A 16,596-nucleotide genomic window follows, 5' to 3' on the forward strand; every position below is an offset into this window, starting at 1 on the left:
GATGGCGCTCGCCCGCCGCCGCCAGCAGCGGCATATCGATTACTGGCCGGGCTTTGTCGATGCGCTCTCGACGCTGCTTCTCGCCATCATGTTCCTGCTCACCGTCTTCGTGCTGGGACAGTTCTTCCTCAGCCGCGAAATATCCGGCAAGGACGCGGTGCTGAACCGGCTGAACAGCCAGATCAACGAACTGACCCAGCTTCTGGCGCTCGAGAAGGGCAACAAGCAGGATATGGAAGATCAGCTTGCCTCGCTGCAGGCCTCGCTCTCCCAGTCCGAGGGCGAAAAGTCGCGGTTGCAGAAGCTGCTCGATGCCGGCTCCGGCATTGCATCCGGCGCGCAGGCACGCATCGGGGCGCTTTCCGGCGAGCTTGACGCGGAGAAGCAGGTGAGCGCGCGGGCGATGAGCCAGGTGGAATTGCTGAACCAGCAGATCGCGGCGCTACGCGCACAGATCGCTGCTGTTGAGGGCGCGTTGCAGGCGGCCGAGTCGAAGGACCAGGCGTCGCAGGCGCAGATCGCCGATCTCGGGCGGCGGCTGAATGTCGCTCTGGCGCAGAAGGTGCAGGAACTGAACCGCTACCGCTCCGACTTCTTCGGGCGACTGCGGGAAATCCTCTCCGATCGCGAGAATATCCGGATCGTCGGCGACCGCTTTGTCTTCCAGTCGGAAGTGCTCTTCCCGTCGGGTGGAGCTGAGCTGAATGATGCCGGCAAGGCCGAGATGCTGAAACTGGCACAGGCGATCATCGAGCTTGCCAAGGAAATCCCGCCGGAAATCAATTGGGTGCTGCGCGTCGATGGCCATACCGACAATGTGAAGCTCTCCGGCACCGGCAAATATGCCGACAACTGGGAGCTTTCATCCGGCCGCGCGACGTCGGTCGTCAAATATCTGATCAGCCAGGGCGTTCCGGCGGACCGGCTGGTGGCGGCCGGCTTTGGCGAATATCAGCCGATTGCGCCGGGCGATACGCCGGAAGCACGCGCGCAGAACCGCCGCATCGAACTGAAGCTCACCGAGAAATGATCCGCGAGGCGATCACGCCTCGCCGAGGAAGGATTTCGCCAGCGCCTCCGGCAGGCGGCGCGGGCGGCCCGAGGCGTTGACAACGGCGATGATGACCTTGGCGGCGATCAGAAGCGTTTCGCCGCGCATGATCCTCTGGTTCAGCACCATTTTGGCGCCGCCGGCCTTTTCCGTCACCGTCTCGATCGTCAGGACATTGTCCATGCGGGCAGGCGACTTGAAGTCGATTTCCATGCGGTGGACGACAAACATCAGGCCTTCGCCGTCCATCTGATGCAGCGCACTCTGCTCGACGCCGAGGCAGCGCAGATAATCGGTGCGGGCGCGTTCCATGAAATGCAGGTAGCGCGCATGATAGACGAAGCCGGAGAAATCCGTGTCTTCGTAATAGACGCGCTGTGTCAGCTTGTGGCTGCCGTCGGCGGAAAGGTCGCCGGCAAGGGAAAAGGTCTCGGTCATTCGGGCACGCTCTCGCGGTGGATCAGGTGTTCGCTGGTTTGCGGCAGGTCTGCAATGCGGGCCGGAATGAAATCCGGCTGCAGGGGCAGGGCCTCAAGCCGTGCCTTGTCGGCCGGAACCCATTTGAATTCAAGATCGTTCTTCGCATCGCGCACGCGGTGGACGATCTCTTCCGTCCGGAAGGGGAAGTGTTCCGGCATCTGCATCAGATAATAGACGCCGATCTCATGCCATTTGCGGTCTTCGAAGGAGAAGAAATTCTCGACGGTCCAGAGATGGCGGACGAGGGTGACGTTACAATCCGTCTCTTCCTTCATTTCGCGGATCAGCGTTTCGGCCGAGCTTTCGCCGACTTCCGCCGTGCCGCCCGGGAAGGTCCAGAATTTCTCGTGCGTCGCGCGGTGGACGAGCACATGGCCGTCACGAAAGGCGATGCCGGCGATGCGCATGTTGAAGAGGCGGCTGGCCAGCTTGATGCGGATGGTCTTGCGCGTCATCTGTCAGCCTATGTCAAGCACGACGATTTCCGGCCATGCGCCGAGCCGGAAGGGAATGGCTGTGCAGCCAAGCCCACGCGAGACGACGAGATGCCGGTTGTTCTCGACGATATGGCCGCCGCGAAAACGCGTGCCGTAGCGTGAGTTCATGGCTGGCGACCAACCGAAAATGTTGACCTGACCGCCATGTGTATGACCGGAGAGGGTCAGCGCTACGCTTTCCGGAACGTCCGGGAAAACATCCGGCTCATGCGCCATCAGGATCACCGGCGCGTCATCCGTCACCTTGGCAAGCGTTGCCGGAAGATCATCGACGCCGCCGTTGCCTTCACGCCCCGGCGGGTGCTGGAAGAGAAACGCCAGCTGATCGCCAAGACCCGCAAGCCAGAACGGCTTGCCGTCCTTTTCATGCCGCGTCGCATTGTTGATCAGCAGGTTGATTTCCGCTTTCTCGAAGGCATGGCCGATTTTCGGCATCAGGCGGGGATCGCGGGTGAAATTCCACGATTGCCAGTAATCGTGATTTCCAAGGACGGCATGGACGCCAAGGGGGGCCGAAAGCCGGCGGAGGCAGGTGGCGATGTCATCTTCCGGCAGCGCGGTCCCGAGTTCGGGCATGGCGTTCACATAGTCGCCGAGCAGCAGGATCATGTCACCGCCGAGCGCGTTGGCCGTGTCGCAGATACCGGCGACGCGGTCGAGCTCCATCCAGTGCCTGGTGGTGTGAATGTCGCTGAGGAGAACGAGGCGGAGCTTCAGCCCGGGCGTCCAGCGGGGCGGCGTGAAGGCGTAGTTGCGGATGCGCGGCGTTCCCATGGCCTCGGCCACCGTGCCATAGCCGAGAAGTGCCGCGGCGGACGCAAAGGCTGTCGCCGCGAGCTTGAGGAAACCGCGTCTGGTGATCACTCGTCGTTGTCCTGGAAAAGGCTGATCTGGGTTTTTTCGATATCTTTGGGCGGGTTGAGCCCCAGATGCTTCCATGCATTTGCGGTGAGAATGCGACCGCGCGGCGTGCGCTGGATGAAGCCCTGCTGGATCATGTAGGGCTCGATGATGTCCTCGATGGCGTCACGCGGCTCGGAAAGGCCGGCGGCGATCGTCTCGATGCCGACCGGACCGCCGCCGAAATTATGCGCGATCATGGCGAGATAACGCCGGTCGAGCTGGTCGAGGCCCATATTGTCGACATGCAGCCGGGTCAGCGCCTCGTCGGCGATCTGGCGGGTGACAGCCTCGGCACGGGCGACTTCGGCGAAGTCGCGCACGCGGCGGAGCAGCCGGCCGGCAATGCGGGGTGTGCCGCGGGCGCGGCGGGCGATTTCATGCGCGCCATCGTCCGTCATGCCGAGCCCGAGCAGCCGGGCGCCGCGGCGAACGATCAATTCCAGCTCGTCGACCGTGTAGAAATTGAGCCGCACCGGGATGCCGAAACGGTCGCGCAGCGGCGTCGTCAGGAGGCCAAGGCGGGTAGTCGCGGCCACAAGGGTGAACTTCGACAGGTCGATCTTGACCGAGCGCGCGGCCGGGCCTTCGCCGATGATCAGGTCGAGCTGGAAGTCTTCCATCGCCGGATAGAGGATTTCCTCGACCGCCGGATTGAGGCGGTGGATTTCATCGATGAAGAGCACATCGCGCTCTTCGAGATTGGTCAGGAGGGCGGCGAGATCGCCCGCCTTGGCGATGACCGGGCCGGAGGTCGAGCGGAAATTGACGCCGAGCTCCTTGGCCATGATCTGCGCGAGCGTCGTCTTGCCGAGACCGGGCGGGCCGACGAAGAGGACATGGTCCAGCGCCTCGCCACGGTTCTTGGCCGCCTCGATGAAGATCTTGAGATTGGCGCGCGCTTCCGCCTGGCCGGTGAACTCGTCCAGCGTCTGCGGGCGCAGCGCCGTGTCGAGGTCTTCGCCGCGCTTCTCGGGGCTCAAGAGCGGATTTGGCTGGTTCATGTGGTCGATCCCGTTTCAAGAACGGCTTTAGCGGTGAAAGCGGACGAAGGAAAGGCCGGCCTCACCGCGACAGTTCCTTGAGGCCCAGACGGATGAGCTTGGCGCTGTCTGCCCCTTCGCCACCATTCTTGAGCGCCGCAGCAACGGCATTGGCGGCTTGGTCGCGGGAATAGCCGAGATTGGTGAGCGCGGAGACCGCATCGGCGACCGGGGCGCTGGCGACGCCTTCGCCAATTTCCTGCTTGAGGCCCATATTCGCGGCTTCGCCGGCAAAGGCCGGGGCCTTGTTCTTGAGCTCCGTCAGGATGCGGATCGCAACCTTGGGCCCGACGCCGGGGGCGCGGGAGATTGCGGTCTTGTCCTGCAGTGCGATGGCATTGGCAAGTTCTGAGGGCGTCAGCGTTGTGAGAACCGCGAGCGCCACCTTCGAGCCGATGCCCTGCACCACCTGCAGCAGGCGGAACCATTCGCGCTCCAGCGGCGTCGTGAAGCCGAAGAGCTTCAGCTGGTCCTCGCGGACATAGGTTTCGATGAACAGCACGACAGCCTCGCCGACATTCAGCTTCGAAAGCGTTCGGGCGGAGCAGAAGGCGAGGTAGCAGACGCCATGCACATCGACGAGAACGTAATCCTCGCCGATTTCGTCCACGGTGCCTTTGAGTTTGCCGATCATGGGAAAAGTCTTTCAGGGATGGGTTTCGGGCGAGATGATCTCGAGGTCGGGGAAATAGGCGCGGTATCTGTTCGGATCGCGGGTGAGAAGCCGGTGCGCACGGATCGTTGCATGTGCGCCGATCAGGAAGTCGGGCAATGTCCGCTCGCGTGCACCGCCCTGCCGGCGGTACATGACATGGGCCAGGCCCGCCTTGTAGGCGGCTTCGAACGGCAGCGTTTCCTTGATCAGCCCGAGCGGGGCGGTCAGCACAGACATTTCGCGCTCGCTGCCCGCCAAGCCGGCAAGTTCCGCCCAGACAATCGGGGACAGAACGAAGCTTGCTTCGCGCCGTAACTGCTTCAGCATATTGCCGGACCAGCTGGTGTAGGCGCATGGCCTGCCGAAGATGTCTATGAAGATATTGGTATCAATGAGGACTGACGTCATCGCGCGGACCTCGCAGCCATTCCATATAGTCCTCGGTCGTCATGTCGCCGACATCGAGCGTTCCGCTGACAGCATTCAGCCATTCGTCGAAGCCCTGATCGTTCATGTCTGCTGACGCCGACACAAGCACCAGACGAGGCCCCTTGTCGTCGGCCACGAACTCCACCTCCGCGCCGGGTTTGATCCCGTAGCGGTCGCGAATGTCCTTGGGGATGGTCACCTGACCTTTTTCCGTCACGCGCATGGTAATACCTCTGAGGTATTACTTTGCAGGTCCTTGAGAACAAGTCAAGAACATTCAGCCTGCGAGCATGGCCAGGCGGCTCGCCGTCGCGCCGCGATTGTGGGCGTGGCAGATGGCGATGGCGAGCGCGTCGGCGGCGTCGTTGCCCTTGAATTCGGCCTTGGGCATCAGGACTTTGAGCATCATGTGGATCTGCTGCTTCTCGCCGTGGCCAACGCCGATGACGGATTTCTTGACCGCGTTCGGGGCGTACTCCGCGACCTTGAGACCGGCGCGCGCCGGCACCAGCATGGCGATGCCGCGTGCCTGGCCGAGCTTCAGCGTGGCGACGGCGTCCTTGTTGACGAAGGTCTGCTCGACGGCGGCTTCATGCGGCTGATAGGCGTGGATGATCTCGGCCAGTCCGTCATGCAGCTGGCAGAGCCGCGAGGCGAGGTCCATGTCGCCGTCGCTGGTGACGGTGCCGGAGGCGACGAAGCGGAGCGAATTGCCAAGGCTTTCGATGATGCCCCAGCCTGTGCGGCGGAGCCCCGGGTCGATGCCGATGATGCGAATCATGTCTTTCATGGCCGCACGTTAGGACAGAAATCCTGCGCTGCCCATGTCATCTCGGCGCTGAAACCGGGTTGTCGGGCGACCGTTCATCGTTTGAAACGCCCTGAATATCGATTTTCTCTAATTAAGTACCCGTCATTAACCATAGAGTAAGCGCATCCGATGGAAGAATGTATCCACAAATGCTGCGCTGCGATGACCCTTTGCCTGGAGCATCGCGGCGGAGATTTTCCCTATTGTGGATGGTGGATCGATGAGCCGAGTGTTCAATTCAGTCAGGGCGCGTGTCACGGGCCTGTTCGTGCTGCTCACGGTGCTGTCCGGTGCCGTGCTTCTGGCCATTGCCTATCTCGGCAGTGCCGGGGTGTTTCAGCATCAGGCCTCCGTGGCGCGGGAAGCGACGCTGACCTTCCGGGCCGACATGCTTTCCGAACGGCTGGCGCAATTGCGTGGCCAGGCGGAATCCATTGCCCGCATCGAAGCCCTGCAGCAGGATCTGACGAACCTGAAGAGCGGCTGGAAGACGGTCGAGAAGACGGCGGGCGATGCCGGCAAGGCTCTGATCGACGTCTATGTCACCCGCAATCCCAACCCCGCCGACAAGCGCGAGCTTCTGGTGAAGGTGGACGGCCCGAGCGGCTTCTATTTCTCCTCGCACGAGAAGACGCAAGCCGATGTCCAGACCTATCTCGCCAATGGTCCCTTTTCCGATCTGCTGATGGCCGACAATCAGGGCAACATCATCTACTCCTACAAGAAGACCGATACCTTCGCGCGCAATGTGGCCTCGGGCGATCTCGCCAAGTCGGGTCTCGGCATCGTCTACAGCCTCGCCAACAAGGCGGTGGCCGCGTCGAAGGATGGGGAGACTGCGGAGACTGTCTTCTCCGGTCTGGCGATCTCGTCGACGACCGGCAAGGCCGACATCTATTTCGCCGTACCGCTTCTGAAGCTGGGGGCGCCGCGTGGCATCGTCATCTTCCGGGTGGCCGACCGCGCCCTTGTCGACGTCATGACCAAGGCGCTGCCCGCCGATGGCGAGGCAGCTGTCAACATCATAGGCAGTGATGGCCAGGCGCTTGGCGTGTCCGATCAGGGCGCAATCGCTGCGGTGGATGCGAAGCCCTTCACCTTTGCCACGGATGCGCTGGCCGCCACCACGGCCTTCGAGGCCGACTTCCAGAGAGCCGACGGCCCGGCCCGGGCTTTCACAAAGCCGGTCGATATCTATGGCTATCGCTACGTGATTGCCGAGAGCGACAGCATTGAGGCGCTGCAGGCCGGATCCATGCATATTGCGCTGCTGATGGCGGGCGTCGGGGCGATTGTCATGATCGCCGGAGTGCTGGCATCCGCCTTCTTCCTCAAGCGCATGCTGTCGCCGCTTGGCGCTTTGGCCGAGGCGACGCAGGCGGTCTCTTCGGGTGATCTCGGAGCGACTATCCGCTTCCAGGATCGCCGCGACGAAATCGGCGTCATGTCCCGCGCGCTTCACAGCTTCCGCCAGTCGCTGCAGCGGCAGAAGGAGATGGAAAGCGAGGCCGCTCAAATGGCCGTCGATGCCGAGCGCGAACGCGACGCCCGGCAGGTAGAGCGCGAGGCGCAGGCGGCGGAACTGCAGGGTGTCGTCAGTGCGCTGGGCTCGGGCCTCGGCCGCCTTGCCGGCGGTGACCTTGCCTGCACGATCGATCGACGCTTCCCGTCCGAACTCGAGATGCTGCGCCTCGATTTCAACCGCTCGGTCGAACAGCTGCGCGACGCGATGCTGGCCATCGGCGGGAATTCGGCGGCCGTGCGTGAAGGGTCGAGCGAGATCCGCACCTCGGCCGACCAGCTTGCCGCCCGCACGGAACGGCAATCCATGTCCATCAGCCAGGCGGCAGCCGCGATCGATCAGGTGACCAAGGCGGTGCGCGAGCAGCTGGCCCGCGCCGAAGATGCCGCACGCATTGCCAAGACCGCCCGCAATGGGGCGGACGATTCCGCCGGCATCATGCGCAGCATGATCGAGGCGATGGAGAACATTCAGGGCTCCTCGCAGAAGATCAACCAGATCATTGGCGTCATCGACGAGATCGCCTTCCAGACCAATCTTCTCGCCTTGAACGCGGGCGTCGAGGCCGCCCGCGCCGGGGATAGCGGCAAGGGCTTTGCCGTCGTTGCCCAGGAAGTGCGCGAGCTTGCCCAGCGTTCGGCCAATGCGGCGAAGGAAATCACCGCGCTTCTGGCCAAATCCACCAGCGACGTCGAGGCCGGCGTGGCGCTGGTCGAGAAGGCAGGCACCGCCATTGGCGCCATTGGCGGCCATGTTGCCGACATCGACGGACGTATCCGCTCGATCATGGAATCGACCCGTGAGGAGGCAGACTCTCTGCGCGCCATCAACGCCTCCGTCGGCGAACTGGAAACCGCCACGCAGCAGAACGCGGCCATGGTCGAGGAAACCACCGCGGCGGTCCACAAGCTGGCGCATGAGGCCGGCGAGATGGACCAGCGGCTTGGCCAGTTCCGTCTGGAAGGCGAGCGTGGCGGGTATCGGATGGCCGGGTGAGGCTGGCCGTTCTCTCGACGCGGATCGTTCTGGCCTGGGCCGGCTTGCGCAATTCGTGCTGCTGACGCAATCTGTCATCGCCGTTGGGATGATGTTTGAAGAGCCGTCTCGCTCCGCATGAGGTCAACGTTTGGAGGAGACGGGCGTGCCAGCTATCGACATCCTGATCGCTTTTGTTCTGACGACGGCGGCTTTTGCCTTCATTCCGGGTCCGGCCATGCTCTATGCGGCGGCGCGCACGATGGCCGGCGGTCGCAAGGCCGGGCTGATGGCGGTGCTGGGCATCCATATCGGGGCCTATGCGCATATCCTTGCGGCGGCGGCGGGATTGTCGGTTCTCTTCCATGCCGTCCCGGTGCTTTACGCTGCGGTCAAGCTTGCGGGGGCTGCCTATCTGGTCTGGCTCGGCATTTCGCTGTTTCGCGCAAAGGAAGTTCTACAGGGCGATCTTAAGCCGAAGACCGAGAAGACGGCGCGCAAAGCCTTTTTGCAGAGCATTGGCGTCGAGGTCCTGAACCCCAAGACGGCCATCTTCTTCATGGCCTTCCTGCCGCAATTCATCGACAGTGCGGCTCAGTTCCCGATCTGGATGCAGCTGGCCATTCTGGGTGTCATCGTGAATGTGATTTTCACTCTGGCCGATATTGTCTGTGTCCTGCTGGCCGGTCTCATCGTGTCGCGGCTCAAGCAATCCTCAACCGCGCAAAGGCTTGTGCAGCGCACCGGCGGCGTGGTTCTCGTCGGGCTGGGCACGCATCTGGCCCTGCAAAAGAGCTAGCCCTCGTGTGGCGGGTGCCTTGCCGTCGCCCCAGCCAAACTTTTTCGTCAAGTAAGTCGGCCTTACGGCTTGGGTTCGGGAGGTTCGGTGCCTAGATATAGGCTTCCATCCCGAAAGGCCCCTCCGATGACTTCCTTTTCCGTTCTTGATCTTTCCACCGTCAGCGAAGGTGCGACCGTTTCCGATGCGCTGGAGAACACGCGGCGCATGGCGATGACGGCGGAGGAGGCGGGTTACAAGCGCTTCTGGCTCGCCGAGCATCACGGCATGGCGGGGATTGCCAGTGCGGCGACTTCGCTTGTCATCGCGCATGCAGGCTACGCGACGAAGCGCATCCGCATCGGCTCTGGCGGCATCATGCTGCCCAACCACTCGCCCTATATCATTGCCGAGCAGTTCGGCACGCTGGCCGCGCTCTTTCCGGGCCGCGTCGATCTCGGACTCGGCCGCGCGCCGGGGACCGACATGGCCACCGCCCGTGCGCTTCGGCGCGACATGCAGGCGGCATCCGAGCGGTTTCCGGACGACATTCTGGAGTTGAAATCCTGGCTTGGGCCGCGCGTCGAAGGGCAGCGGGTCATCGCCAATCCGGGCATGGGGTCACAGGTTCCTCTCTATATCCTGGGCTCCAGCCTCTATAGCGCCCATCTGGCGGCGGCCCTTGGCCTGCCTTATGCCTTCGCCTCGCATTTCGCGCCGGACCAGCTTTTCGAGGCAATCGATATCTACCGCGCGCGCTTCCAGCCCTCAGACCAACTTGACCAGCCCTATGTGATGGCCGGCGTCATGGGCGTGGTGGCCGAGACGGACGAGGAGGCCGCCTACTATTTCACCTCCGCCCAGCAGCAGTTCGTCAACCTGCGCCGAGGCCGCCCCGGCAAATATCCGCCGCCGGTTGCCGACATGGACGAGCACTGGACGCCGATGGAGCGGACGATGGTGGAACACACGCTGCAATTCGCCGTCGTCGGCGCGAAGGATACGGTCGAGACGAAGCTCAAGCGCTTCATCAAGGACACGGATGCCGACGAAATCATCGTGTCGTTCACGATCTTCGACGTCGAGAAGCGTCTGGAGGCGGTGAAGGCGATTTCGGAAATGGGTGTGTTCGAGGCGGCGTAAGGTTGTTCTTCAGCGGCGGCGGCTGGGACCCTTCGAGGCCTGCGCTTCGCTTCGGCACCTCAGGGTGAGGGCGGGGGGCACCAACGGGTTGCTTCCGGCATCCGACACTGTTTGCGGCTCGTATTTTTGGGCCACGACGCTGCAAAACAAAAGACGCCCTCATCCTGAGGTGCCGCCCAAAGGGCGGCCTCGAAGGATCATGCAACAGGTCGTAGCGTCAAAGATTACACTCCCAAGTTGACACTCAGCCGTCAATCAGCTCATTTTGTCTGGGCCAGCTTCATCCGGAGGGCGGGGATGGATGTGACGGTCTATATTCTCAGATGCCGCGACGGCTCCTATTATACCGGACTGACGAAGCAACCGATTGAAGCGCGTCTATGGGAGCACAATGCCGGTATCTACGACGGCTACACGGCAAAACGCCGTCCGGTCGAGCTGGTTTTTTGCGAGACATACGACCGCATTATCGATGCCATTGCGCGCGAGCGGCAGATCAAGGGCTGGAACCGCCAGAAAAAGGAAGCGCTGATCGCGTTGAACTACGAGGCGCTCCCGGCGCTTTCGCGGCGCGGGCCTGTTGTCAAAGTCAATTCAGCCGGTGAGTGATGCGGCGGGGCCCTTCGAGGCCTGCGCTTCGCTTCGGCACCTCAGGGTGAGGGTGGGGTTGGTGTGCGCCAACGATTGCCTCCAGCGTCCAACACTGTCTGCGGCGTTTGCGGCTCGAATTTCTAGGCCACGACGCTGCAAAACAGAAGACGCCCTCATCCTGAGGTGCCGCCCAAAGGGCGGCCTCGAAGGATCATGCCACAGCTCGCAGCGTCAAAGAGTGCACACCTAAATTGACACTCAGCCGTCGATCAGCCCATTTTGTCTGGGCTAGCTTCATCCGGAGGGCGGCGTGCTGCGCGTCTACTTTAGATAAGCCCTGACCACATCGATCAGCTCGCCTGCCGCCTCATTCCGGTCTGCGGGTGTGAGGTCGGGGGCGGCGAGGTGGTGGTGGATGTGGTCTTCGATGACTTCGGCCATCAGGCCGTTGACGGCGCCGCGCACGCCGGCGATGAGCTGCATCACCTCGGCGCAGCCCTTTTCTTCTTCCAGCATGCGCTCGACCGCTTCCATCTGGCCGCGCAGGCGGCGGACGCGGTTGATGAGTTTCTGCTTCTCGCGGATCGTATGCGTCATGTCCCAGAGCCCTTGTCGCTGTCCGTCAGGCGGCGCGTGCTTCCACTTCCACCGTCACATGCGACAGATCGTGGATCGCTGCAAGCTTCTCGCGGTAATAGGAGGGCGCTTTCGGGTGGTCGGCGAGGATCGAGACAATGGCGCCATGGTGACCGGGGCCGAGCTGCCAGACATGCAGATCGACGATTTCCGCACCTTCCTGCGCCACGATCTCGCGGATTTCCTCCGGCAGATCCTCGTCGTCCGGCACATAGTCGAGGAGTGTCGCGCCGGTGTCGCGGATGAGGCTCCAGGACCAGTTTGCGATGACCAGCGAACCGACAATGCCCATGGCCGGGTCGAGCCAGGACCAGCCATAGAGGCTACCAAGCGTCAGCGCGAGGATGGCGAGGACGGAGGTGAAGGCATCGGCGAGAACATGGAGATAAGCGGCGCGGAGGTTCTGGTCTTTGCCGGCATGGTCGTGATGGTGGTGGTCGTGGTCGTGATCGTGGCCATGCGAATGGCCGTGGTGATGGTGATCGTCCTTCAGAAGCCAGGCGCAGACGAGGTTCACCGCAAGACCGATCACGGCAATGATAATCGCCTCGCGGAAGTTGATCGAGACCGGCGCGCGCAGCCGCATGAAGCTTTCCCAGGCAATCAGCAGGGCGATCATGGCGAGCACGATGGCGCTGGTGAAGCCTGCCAGATCGCCGAGCTTGCCGGTGCCGAAGGTGAAGCGCCGGTTCGTCGCGTGGCGGCGGGCGTAGAAATAGGCGAGCGCCGCGATCAGCATGGCGGCGGCGTGGGTGGACATGTGCCAGCCATCGGCCACCAGCGCCATCGAGCCATAGACGTTGCCTGCGATGATCTCGACCACCATCATCGTGGTCGTCACCGCAATGACGATCCATGTCCGCTTCTCGTTGCGCGCATGTCCTTCGCCCAGAAAAACATGATCGTGCTGCGCGGGCAGGGTGTCATGCGGATGAGCATGATCTGCGTGGTCATCATGCGAATGGAAATGGCTGCCGCTCATGATCGGTCTCCCTATTTAATATAGGGGGGTATATTATATTGGATCTGGTGGCAATCGGGGGTTCTCGCCATCGCCGGCTCGGCAATGGGACAGGCCAGAAACGCAAAATCCCCGGACGAGCCGGGGATTGCGCATGCGATGAAATGTCGATCGCGGATCAGGCCGAGAGCTTGGCCATGACTTCGTCGGACACTTCGAAGTTCGAGTAGACGTTCTGGACGTCGTCGTCGTCTTCGAGGTTGTCGATGAGCTTCATGAGCGACTGGGCCTTTTCTTCGTCCACCGGAATGGTGTTCTGTGGCTTCCAGACGGACTTGACGGTTTCGGCTTCGCCGAGCACGGCTTCGAGCGCCTTGGCGACTTCGTTCGTGTCCTCGAAGCCGCAATAGATCGTGTGGCCGTCTTCGCTGGACTCGACGTCTTCAGCGCCGGCTTCGATCGCAGCTTCCATTACCTTGTCGGCATCGCCAACGGATGCCTTGTAGGTGATTTCGCCGACGCGGTCGAAGGAGAAGGAGACGGAGCCGGTTTCGCCCAATGCGCCGCCGGCCTTGGTGAAGAGCGAGCGGACGTTGGATGCGGTGCGGTTGCGGTTGTCGGTCAGCGCCTCGACGATGACGGCGACGCCGCCCGGGCCGTAGCCTTCGTAGCGGACTTCATCATAGTTTTCGCCTTCAGCACCGGCAGCCTTCTTGATGGCGCGCTCGATATTGTCCTTCGGCATGGACTGGGCCTTGGCGTTCTGGATGGCCAGACGCAGGCGGGCGTTCATGGTCGGGTCGGGCAGACCTGCCTTGGCGGCAACGGTGATTTCGCGTGCGAGCTTGGAGAACATCTTGGAGCGCACGCTGTCCTGCTTGCCCTTGCGATGCATGATGTTTTTGAACTGTGAATGGCCAGCCATGGCACCCCTATGCGTATTTCATCCGGTTTTTCGAGATTTTGGGGCCTTATAAGGATTTTGAGGCGTTTCGTCCAGATACGGCGCGCACTCTTGCCCGGAACCATTTCACAGGGTCGCGGATTAACGAGGCAAGACCAACCGCCCAAGATGAAAGGACGTGCACCATGGTAAGCCTCTCCACCGCAAAGAGCGATCCCGAAAAGCTGATCTGGGATGAACTCGACCGGGTTTCTGCCGGCATGCTGGGTCTCGAGACCCACAGCTTCGGCCTGCAGCCGATGGCGCCGAACCTCGATATCGCAAACAAGACAATCTGGTTCTACACCAGCAAGGACACCGATCTCGTCAGCGCGATCACGCCCGGCGCCCAGGCGCTCTTCTGTGTCGTCGGCAAGGACCACGATTTCCATGCGATGCTGCGCGGCGCGATCAGCATCGATCCTGACCCGCGACGCATCGACGAATACTGGAACTCTGTCGTCGAGGCATGGTTTGAGGGCGGCAAGCAGGATCCGAACCTCACGATGCTCCGCTTCCAGCCCGACGAATGCAACTTCTGGGCCTCAACCGGCAACCTCCTGACCTTCGGCTGGGAAATCGCCAAGGCGAACCTCGATCCCGAGAAGGAACCCGATGTCGGCGTTCACCGGCATGTCGCGTTTGTCTGATCCAAAAGAAGGAGGCGGGGTTTCGGCCCCGCCTTCATTTCATGTGCGTTTGGACGAGAGGCACTTCAAGGCCCTCACCAGAAGTCCGGGATCGTCTCCGAAAGCCGCGGCCCGAGCCTCAGCGGCGCGATCTTCTCAGCAAGCCCCGTTCGATCCGAAATTTCCACCGCCAGCCCGCAGATGGTCGCCGGGCCGTTTGCGGCCTCGAAACGGCCCTTCGGCATCTTGGAGATGAAGCGGTTGATCGGCTCTTCCTTTTCCATGCCGAGCGACGAGTCATAGTCGCCGCACATGCCGGCGTCCGACATATAGGCGGTGCCGCCATTCAGGATCTGGTGGTCGGCGGTGGGCACATGGGTATGCGTGCCAACGACGAGCGAGGCGCGGCCATCGACGAAATGGCCGAAGCATTGCTTCTCGGATGTGGCTTCCGCATGGAAGTCGAAGATGACGGCGTCGGCCTGTTCGCCAAGCGGGCAGGCGGCGAGGATCGCTTCGCCGGTCTTGAAGGGGTCGTCGAGTTCCGGGTGCATGAAGACGCGACCCATGATGTTGGCGACCAGCACGCGCGCGCCGTTGCGGGCGATGAAGAGGCCGGAGCCCTTGCCGGGCGTGCCGGCGGGGTAATTGGCGGGGCGCAGGAAGTTGTCGTAGCGGCCGGCGAAGCCGACGGCTTCCTTCTGGTCCCAGACGTGGTTGCCGGTGGTGACAACATCGGCACCGGCGTCGATCGTGTCGATATGGATCTGCTCGGTAATGCCGAAGCCGCCGGCGGCGTTCTCGCCGTTGACGATGACGAAGTCGAGCTTGTAGTCGGAGATCAGGCCCGGCAGGCGTTCCCAGACGGCCGTACGGCCCGTCTTGCCCACCATGTCACCCAGGAATAGCAGTCGCATTGCAAGTCCAGTCTAGCCAAAAGGCAAAAGGCCGCTTTCGGTCAGAATGGCATCGAGCGGCATATCGTGAGGTTCTGCGGGAATTTCTTCCACGTTCTGTAAGTCGAATGCAATGCCGATCAGCCTCGGTTTCAGCCCTTTCCGCAACAAACGATCGATTGCGCGGTCATAATGGCCTGCGCCATAACCGATCCGGTTGCCCAGATGGTCAAAGGCCGAGAGGGGGACGAGCAGGATATCGGGGTCGAGTTCGGCCGCATCCGGGCCGGGACCGAAGGTGCCAAAGCCGGTTTCGACCAGCGCGGCGGTTGGTAGGAGTTCGCGGAAAACGATGGTTTCCCGGTCGATCACCACCGGCAGGCAGAGCCGCGCACCGCGCGCCCGCAGGCCTGACATCAGGGGCCGCACATCAGCTTCCGAGCGAATCGGCATGAAGCCCGAGATGATCGTGCCGGGATCGAATGCGATCGCCTCGGCATGATCGGCCATGGCAAGGCTCTTTTCGATGCGGGTTTCCGGAGGGATGGCGTCTCGAAGTGCAAGGCGGTCCTTGCGGATTTCGGCTTTGGTCAGGGTCACGTCTGGCTCCGGCATGTCTGTCGCGAGAATAGGAATTCCAGCCCCTTTGGCAAGCCGGCGGCGATTGCGATACCGTTCTTTCAAACGCATAATCCGCCGATGCGGGAACGGTCCATGGATTCGGCTGAATATATGCTTTTCGAGACGGCGCTCGGCGTCTGCGGCATTGCGTGGAGCGAGGCCGGGCTGACGCGCGTGCAGCTGCCGGATCGTGACGCGGCGGCAACGGCGGCGCGGCTTGCCAAGGGGGCGAGGCGGGCCGGGGGTGCCGTTCCGGCTTACGCGAACGAGGCGGCGGAGGCTTTGGCGCGCTATGCGGGCGGCGAGGCGGTCGATTTTTCCGGCGCGCTTCTCGATTTCGCCGGCATCGCGCCGTTTGAGGCGACCGTCTATCATGCCCTGCGCCGGGTCGGGCGGGGCGAGACCGTGACCTATGGGGCGCTCGCCGAACGGGCGGGTTCGCCGGGCGCGGCGCAGGCGGTCGGCACGGCGATGGCCCGCAATCCCTGGCCGGTTGTCGTCCCGTGTCATCGGGTTCTGGCGGCGGGCAACAAGCCGGGTGGGTTCTCCGCGCCCGGCGGCCTTGTCACCAAGGCGAAGCTGCTGGCGATGGAGGGTGTGTATCTCGACGACGGTGCGCCCATGCTGCCGGGGCTTTTCGATTAGGACTGTTCTGTGCGCAGCGGCGTGTAACGCGCGGCTTACGGCAATCCGGGCTATGTGACTTATAATTGACTTGATTGAATGCAATTCTCTTTTTGCGGGTAATTTTGTCCGCCGAAGAGGAGAAAATCATGTTCAAGTTGATCGTTGCTACTGCAATCGTCGCGGCGGGTATGGCCATGCCCGTGTTTGCCGCTGAAACGGTGATGTGCGACGACGCACACATGGTGAAGGCCGAAACGGCTGCCAAGGCTGCCAAGGGCGACAAGATGGCGACGGCGATGAAGGATGTCGACGCCGCCAAGATGGCCATGAAGGATGGCAAGATGGACGAGTGCAAGACTCATCTCGAAAAGGTCATGAAAGACACGATGTAGGTCTTTCAAAATCCCA

At 62.4% G+C, this 16,596-nt stretch carries 21 protein-coding genes; 8 read left to right on the forward strand and 13 right to left on the reverse strand.

Features of this window, described 5'->3' with window-relative positions; genetic code table 11:
* Position 1: 1 nt before the first annotated feature.
* Positions 2-1,030 (forward strand): peptidoglycan -binding protein, encoded by a 1,029-nt coding sequence (locus LQK84_RS14160; protein WP_230829371.1) that lies wholly within the window; start codon positions 2-4, stop codon positions 1,028-1,030.
* 12 nt (positions 1,031-1,042) lie between these two features.
* On the opposite strand, the gene ybgC is transcribed toward LQK84_RS14160, so the two are convergent.
* The 8 genes from ybgC to ruvC form a co-directional block, all read right to left on the reverse strand.
* Positions 1,043-1,489 (reverse strand): tol-pal system-associated acyl-CoA thioesterase, encoded by a 447-nt coding sequence (gene ybgC, locus LQK84_RS14165; RefSeq protein WP_230829372.1) that lies wholly within the window; start codon positions 1,487-1,489, stop codon positions 1,043-1,045.
* Positions 1,486-1,986 (reverse strand): NUDIX hydrolase, encoded by a 501-nt coding sequence (locus LQK84_RS14170; protein WP_230829373.1) that lies wholly within the window; start codon positions 1,984-1,986, stop codon positions 1,486-1,488. Before LQK84_RS14170 ends, ybgC begins: the two co-directional genes overlap by 4 nt.
* Before the next feature lie 3 nt (positions 1,987-1,989).
* Complete coding sequence (locus LQK84_RS14175) at positions 1,990-2,892, reverse strand: metallophosphoesterase (RefSeq protein ID WP_230829374.1); 903 nt, start codon at positions 2,890-2,892, stop codon at positions 1,990-1,992.
* The gene (ruvB, locus tag LQK84_RS14180; RefSeq protein ID WP_230829375.1) at positions 2,889-3,932 is read right to left on the reverse strand and encodes a Holliday junction branch migration DNA helicase RuvB; all 1,044 of its coding nucleotides are present in this window, start codon (positions 3,930-3,932) and stop codon (positions 2,889-2,891) included. The genes LQK84_RS14175 and ruvB overlap by 4 nt, the downstream gene beginning before the upstream one ends.
* Before the next feature lie 61 nt (positions 3,933-3,993).
* On the reverse strand, positions 3,994-4,605 hold the full coding sequence (gene ruvA, locus LQK84_RS14185) for a Holliday junction branch migration protein RuvA (RefSeq protein ID WP_230829376.1): 612 nt from the start codon (positions 4,603-4,605) through the stop codon (positions 3,994-3,996).
* Positions 4,606-4,617: 12 nt separating this feature from the next.
* Positions 4,618-5,034, reverse strand: coding sequence for a type II toxin-antitoxin system VapC family toxin (locus LQK84_RS14190; RefSeq protein ID WP_230829377.1), 417 nt, complete (start codon positions 5,032-5,034; stop codon positions 4,618-4,620).
* Positions 5,015-5,278 carry an AbrB/MazE/SpoVT family DNA-binding domain-containing protein gene (locus LQK84_RS14195; RefSeq protein ID WP_230829378.1) on the reverse strand — a complete coding sequence of 88 codons (264 nt, stop codon included), beginning with the start codon at positions 5,276-5,278 and terminating at the stop codon, positions 5,015-5,017. Before LQK84_RS14195 ends, LQK84_RS14190 begins: the two co-directional genes overlap by 20 nt.
* 54 nt (positions 5,279-5,332) lie before the next feature.
* Positions 5,333-5,845, reverse strand: coding sequence for a crossover junction endodeoxyribonuclease RuvC (gene ruvC, locus LQK84_RS14200; protein ID WP_109856790.1), 513 nt, complete (start codon positions 5,843-5,845; stop codon positions 5,333-5,335).
* A gap of 241 nt (positions 5,846-6,086) precedes the next feature.
* Here ruvC and LQK84_RS14205 point away from each other — a divergent pair, with 241 nt between their 5' ends.
* The 4 genes from LQK84_RS14205 to LQK84_RS14220 all read left to right on the forward strand — a co-directional run bounded on the left by LQK84_RS14205 (position 6,087) and on the right by LQK84_RS14220 (position 10,893).
* Positions 6,087-8,384, forward strand: a complete 2,298-nt coding sequence (locus tag LQK84_RS14205; RefSeq protein ID WP_230829379.1) for a methyl-accepting chemotaxis protein — start codon at positions 6,087-6,089, stop codon at positions 8,382-8,384.
* 145 nt (positions 8,385-8,529) lie between these two features.
* Entirely contained in the window at positions 8,530-9,162 is a 633-nt protein-coding gene (locus LQK84_RS14210; protein WP_230829380.1) for a LysE family translocator, read from the forward strand.
* Between the two features lie 126 nt (positions 9,163-9,288).
* Positions 9,289-10,284, forward strand: a complete 996-nt coding sequence (locus LQK84_RS14215) for an LLM class flavin-dependent oxidoreductase (RefSeq protein WP_230829381.1) — start codon at positions 9,289-9,291, stop codon at positions 10,282-10,284.
* A gap of 297 nt (positions 10,285-10,581) precedes the next feature.
* Positions 10,582-10,893 (forward strand): GIY-YIG nuclease family protein, encoded by a 312-nt coding sequence (locus LQK84_RS14220; RefSeq protein WP_230829382.1) that lies wholly within the window; start codon positions 10,582-10,584, stop codon positions 10,891-10,893.
* 303 nt (positions 10,894-11,196) lie between these two features.
* Here LQK84_RS14220 and LQK84_RS14225 read toward each other — a convergent pair whose 3' ends face one another.
* The 3 genes from LQK84_RS14225 to LQK84_RS14235 all read right to left on the reverse strand — a co-directional run bounded on the left by LQK84_RS14225 (position 11,197) and on the right by LQK84_RS14235 (position 13,397).
* Positions 11,197-11,472: a metal/formaldehyde-sensitive transcriptional repressor gene (locus tag LQK84_RS14225; protein ID WP_230829383.1), complete on the reverse strand. Its 276-nt coding sequence runs from the start codon at positions 11,470-11,472 to the stop codon at positions 11,197-11,199.
* Between the two features lie 25 nt (positions 11,473-11,497).
* Positions 11,498-12,493 carry a CDF family Co(II)/Ni(II) efflux transporter DmeF gene (gene dmeF, locus LQK84_RS14230; protein ID WP_230829384.1) on the reverse strand — a complete coding sequence of 332 codons (996 nt, stop codon included), beginning with the start codon at positions 12,491-12,493 and terminating at the stop codon, positions 11,498-11,500.
* A 157-nt stretch (positions 12,494-12,650) separates the two neighbouring features.
* Positions 12,651-13,397 carry a YebC/PmpR family DNA-binding transcriptional regulator gene (locus LQK84_RS14235; protein WP_230829385.1) on the reverse strand — a complete coding sequence of 249 codons (747 nt, stop codon included), beginning with the start codon at positions 13,395-13,397 and terminating at the stop codon, positions 12,651-12,653.
* A gap of 164 nt (positions 13,398-13,561) precedes the next feature.
* Between LQK84_RS14235 and LQK84_RS14240 the strand changes: the two genes are divergently transcribed.
* A complete protein-coding gene (locus LQK84_RS14240) occupies positions 13,562-14,065 on the forward strand; it encodes a pyridoxamine 5'-phosphate oxidase family protein (RefSeq protein WP_230829386.1) in 504 nt (167 codons plus the stop codon).
* Positions 14,066-14,139: 74 nt separating this feature from the next.
* Here LQK84_RS14240 and LQK84_RS14245 read toward each other — a convergent pair whose 3' ends face one another.
* Together LQK84_RS14245 and LQK84_RS14250 are read right to left on the reverse strand one after the other, a co-directional pair.
* Positions 14,140-14,961, reverse strand: coding sequence for a TIGR00282 family metallophosphoesterase (locus tag LQK84_RS14245; protein WP_230829387.1), 822 nt, complete (start codon positions 14,959-14,961; stop codon positions 14,140-14,142).
* A gap of 12 nt (positions 14,962-14,973) precedes the next feature.
* Positions 14,974-15,555, reverse strand: coding sequence for a 5-formyltetrahydrofolate cyclo-ligase (locus LQK84_RS14250; RefSeq protein WP_230829388.1), 582 nt, complete (start codon positions 15,553-15,555; stop codon positions 14,974-14,976).
* Positions 15,556-15,654: 99 nt separating this feature from the next.
* Here LQK84_RS14250 and LQK84_RS14255 point away from each other — a divergent pair, with 99 nt between their 5' ends.
* Entirely contained in the window at positions 15,655-16,206 is a 552-nt protein-coding gene (locus LQK84_RS14255) for a methylated-DNA--[protein]-cysteine S-methyltransferase (RefSeq protein ID WP_230829389.1), read from the forward strand.
* A 128-nt stretch (positions 16,207-16,334) separates the two neighbouring features.
* On the forward strand, positions 16,335-16,580 hold the full coding sequence (locus tag LQK84_RS14260; RefSeq protein WP_230829390.1) for a hypothetical protein: 246 nt from the start codon (positions 16,335-16,337) through the stop codon (positions 16,578-16,580).
* The last annotated feature ends 16 nt before the right edge of the window (positions 16,581-16,596 follow it).

The organism is Rhizobium sp. C4 (genome assembly GCF_021026315.1).
Taxonomy (GTDB): domain Bacteria; phylum Pseudomonadota; class Alphaproteobacteria; order Rhizobiales; family Rhizobiaceae; genus Ensifer_A.

What these genes read in the sequence shown, in the direction of transcription:
- LQK84_RS14250 (WP_230829388.1), bottom strand. Translation starts at nt 15,555, where the DNA reads ATGCCGGAGCCAGACGTGACCCTGACCAAAGCCGAAATCCGCAAGGAC.
- ruvC (WP_109856790.1), bottom strand. Translation starts at nt 5,845, where the DNA reads ATGAAAGACATGATTCGCATCATCGGCATCGACCCGGGGCTCCGCCGC.
- LQK84_RS14245 (WP_230829387.1), bottom strand. Translation starts at nt 14,961, where the DNA reads ATGCGACTGCTATTCCTGGGTGACATGGTGGGCAAGACGGGCCGTACG.
- dmeF (WP_230829384.1), bottom strand. Translation starts at nt 12,493, where the DNA reads ATGAGCGGCAGCCATTTCCATTCGCATGATGACCACGCAGATCATGCT.
- LQK84_RS14160 (WP_230829371.1), top strand. Translation starts at nt 2, where the DNA reads ATGGCGCTCGCCCGCCGCCGCCAGCAGCGGCATATCGATTACTGGCCG.
- LQK84_RS14220 (WP_230829382.1), top strand. Translation starts at nt 10,582, where the DNA reads ATGGATGTGACGGTCTATATTCTCAGATGCCGCGACGGCTCCTATTAT.
- LQK84_RS14255 (WP_230829389.1), top strand. Translation starts at nt 15,655, where the DNA reads ATGGATTCGGCTGAATATATGCTTTTCGAGACGGCGCTCGGCGTCTGC.
- LQK84_RS14170 (WP_230829373.1), bottom strand. Translation starts at nt 1,986, where the DNA reads ATGACGCGCAAGACCATCCGCATCAAGCTGGCCAGCCGCCTCTTCAAC.
- LQK84_RS14195 (WP_230829378.1), bottom strand. Translation starts at nt 5,278, where the DNA reads ATGCGCGTGACGGAAAAAGGTCAGGTGACCATCCCCAAGGACATTCGC.
- LQK84_RS14225 (WP_230829383.1), bottom strand. Translation starts at nt 11,472, where the DNA reads ATGACGCATACGATCCGCGAGAAGCAGAAACTCATCAACCGCGTCCGC.
- ruvA (WP_230829376.1), bottom strand. Translation starts at nt 4,605, where the DNA reads ATGATCGGCAAACTCAAAGGCACCGTGGACGAAATCGGCGAGGATTAC.
- LQK84_RS14240 (WP_230829386.1), top strand. Translation starts at nt 13,562, where the DNA reads ATGGTAAGCCTCTCCACCGCAAAGAGCGATCCCGAAAAGCTGATCTGG.
- LQK84_RS14215 (WP_230829381.1), top strand. Translation starts at nt 9,289, where the DNA reads ATGACTTCCTTTTCCGTTCTTGATCTTTCCACCGTCAGCGAAGGTGCG.
- LQK84_RS14190 (WP_230829377.1), bottom strand. Translation starts at nt 5,034, where the DNA reads ATGACGTCAGTCCTCATTGATACCAATATCTTCATAGACATCTTCGGC.
- LQK84_RS14260 (WP_230829390.1), top strand. Translation starts at nt 16,335, where the DNA reads ATGTTCAAGTTGATCGTTGCTACTGCAATCGTCGCGGCGGGTATGGCC.
- LQK84_RS14235 (WP_230829385.1), bottom strand. Translation starts at nt 13,397, where the DNA reads ATGGCTGGCCATTCACAGTTCAAAAACATCATGCATCGCAAGGGCAAG.
- ruvB (WP_230829375.1), bottom strand. Translation starts at nt 3,932, where the DNA reads ATGAACCAGCCAAATCCGCTCTTGAGCCCCGAGAAGCGCGGCGAAGAC.
- ybgC (WP_230829372.1), bottom strand. Translation starts at nt 1,489, where the DNA reads ATGACCGAGACCTTTTCCCTTGCCGGCGACCTTTCCGCCGACGGCAGC.
- LQK84_RS14205 (WP_230829379.1), top strand. Translation starts at nt 6,087, where the DNA reads ATGAGCCGAGTGTTCAATTCAGTCAGGGCGCGTGTCACGGGCCTGTTC.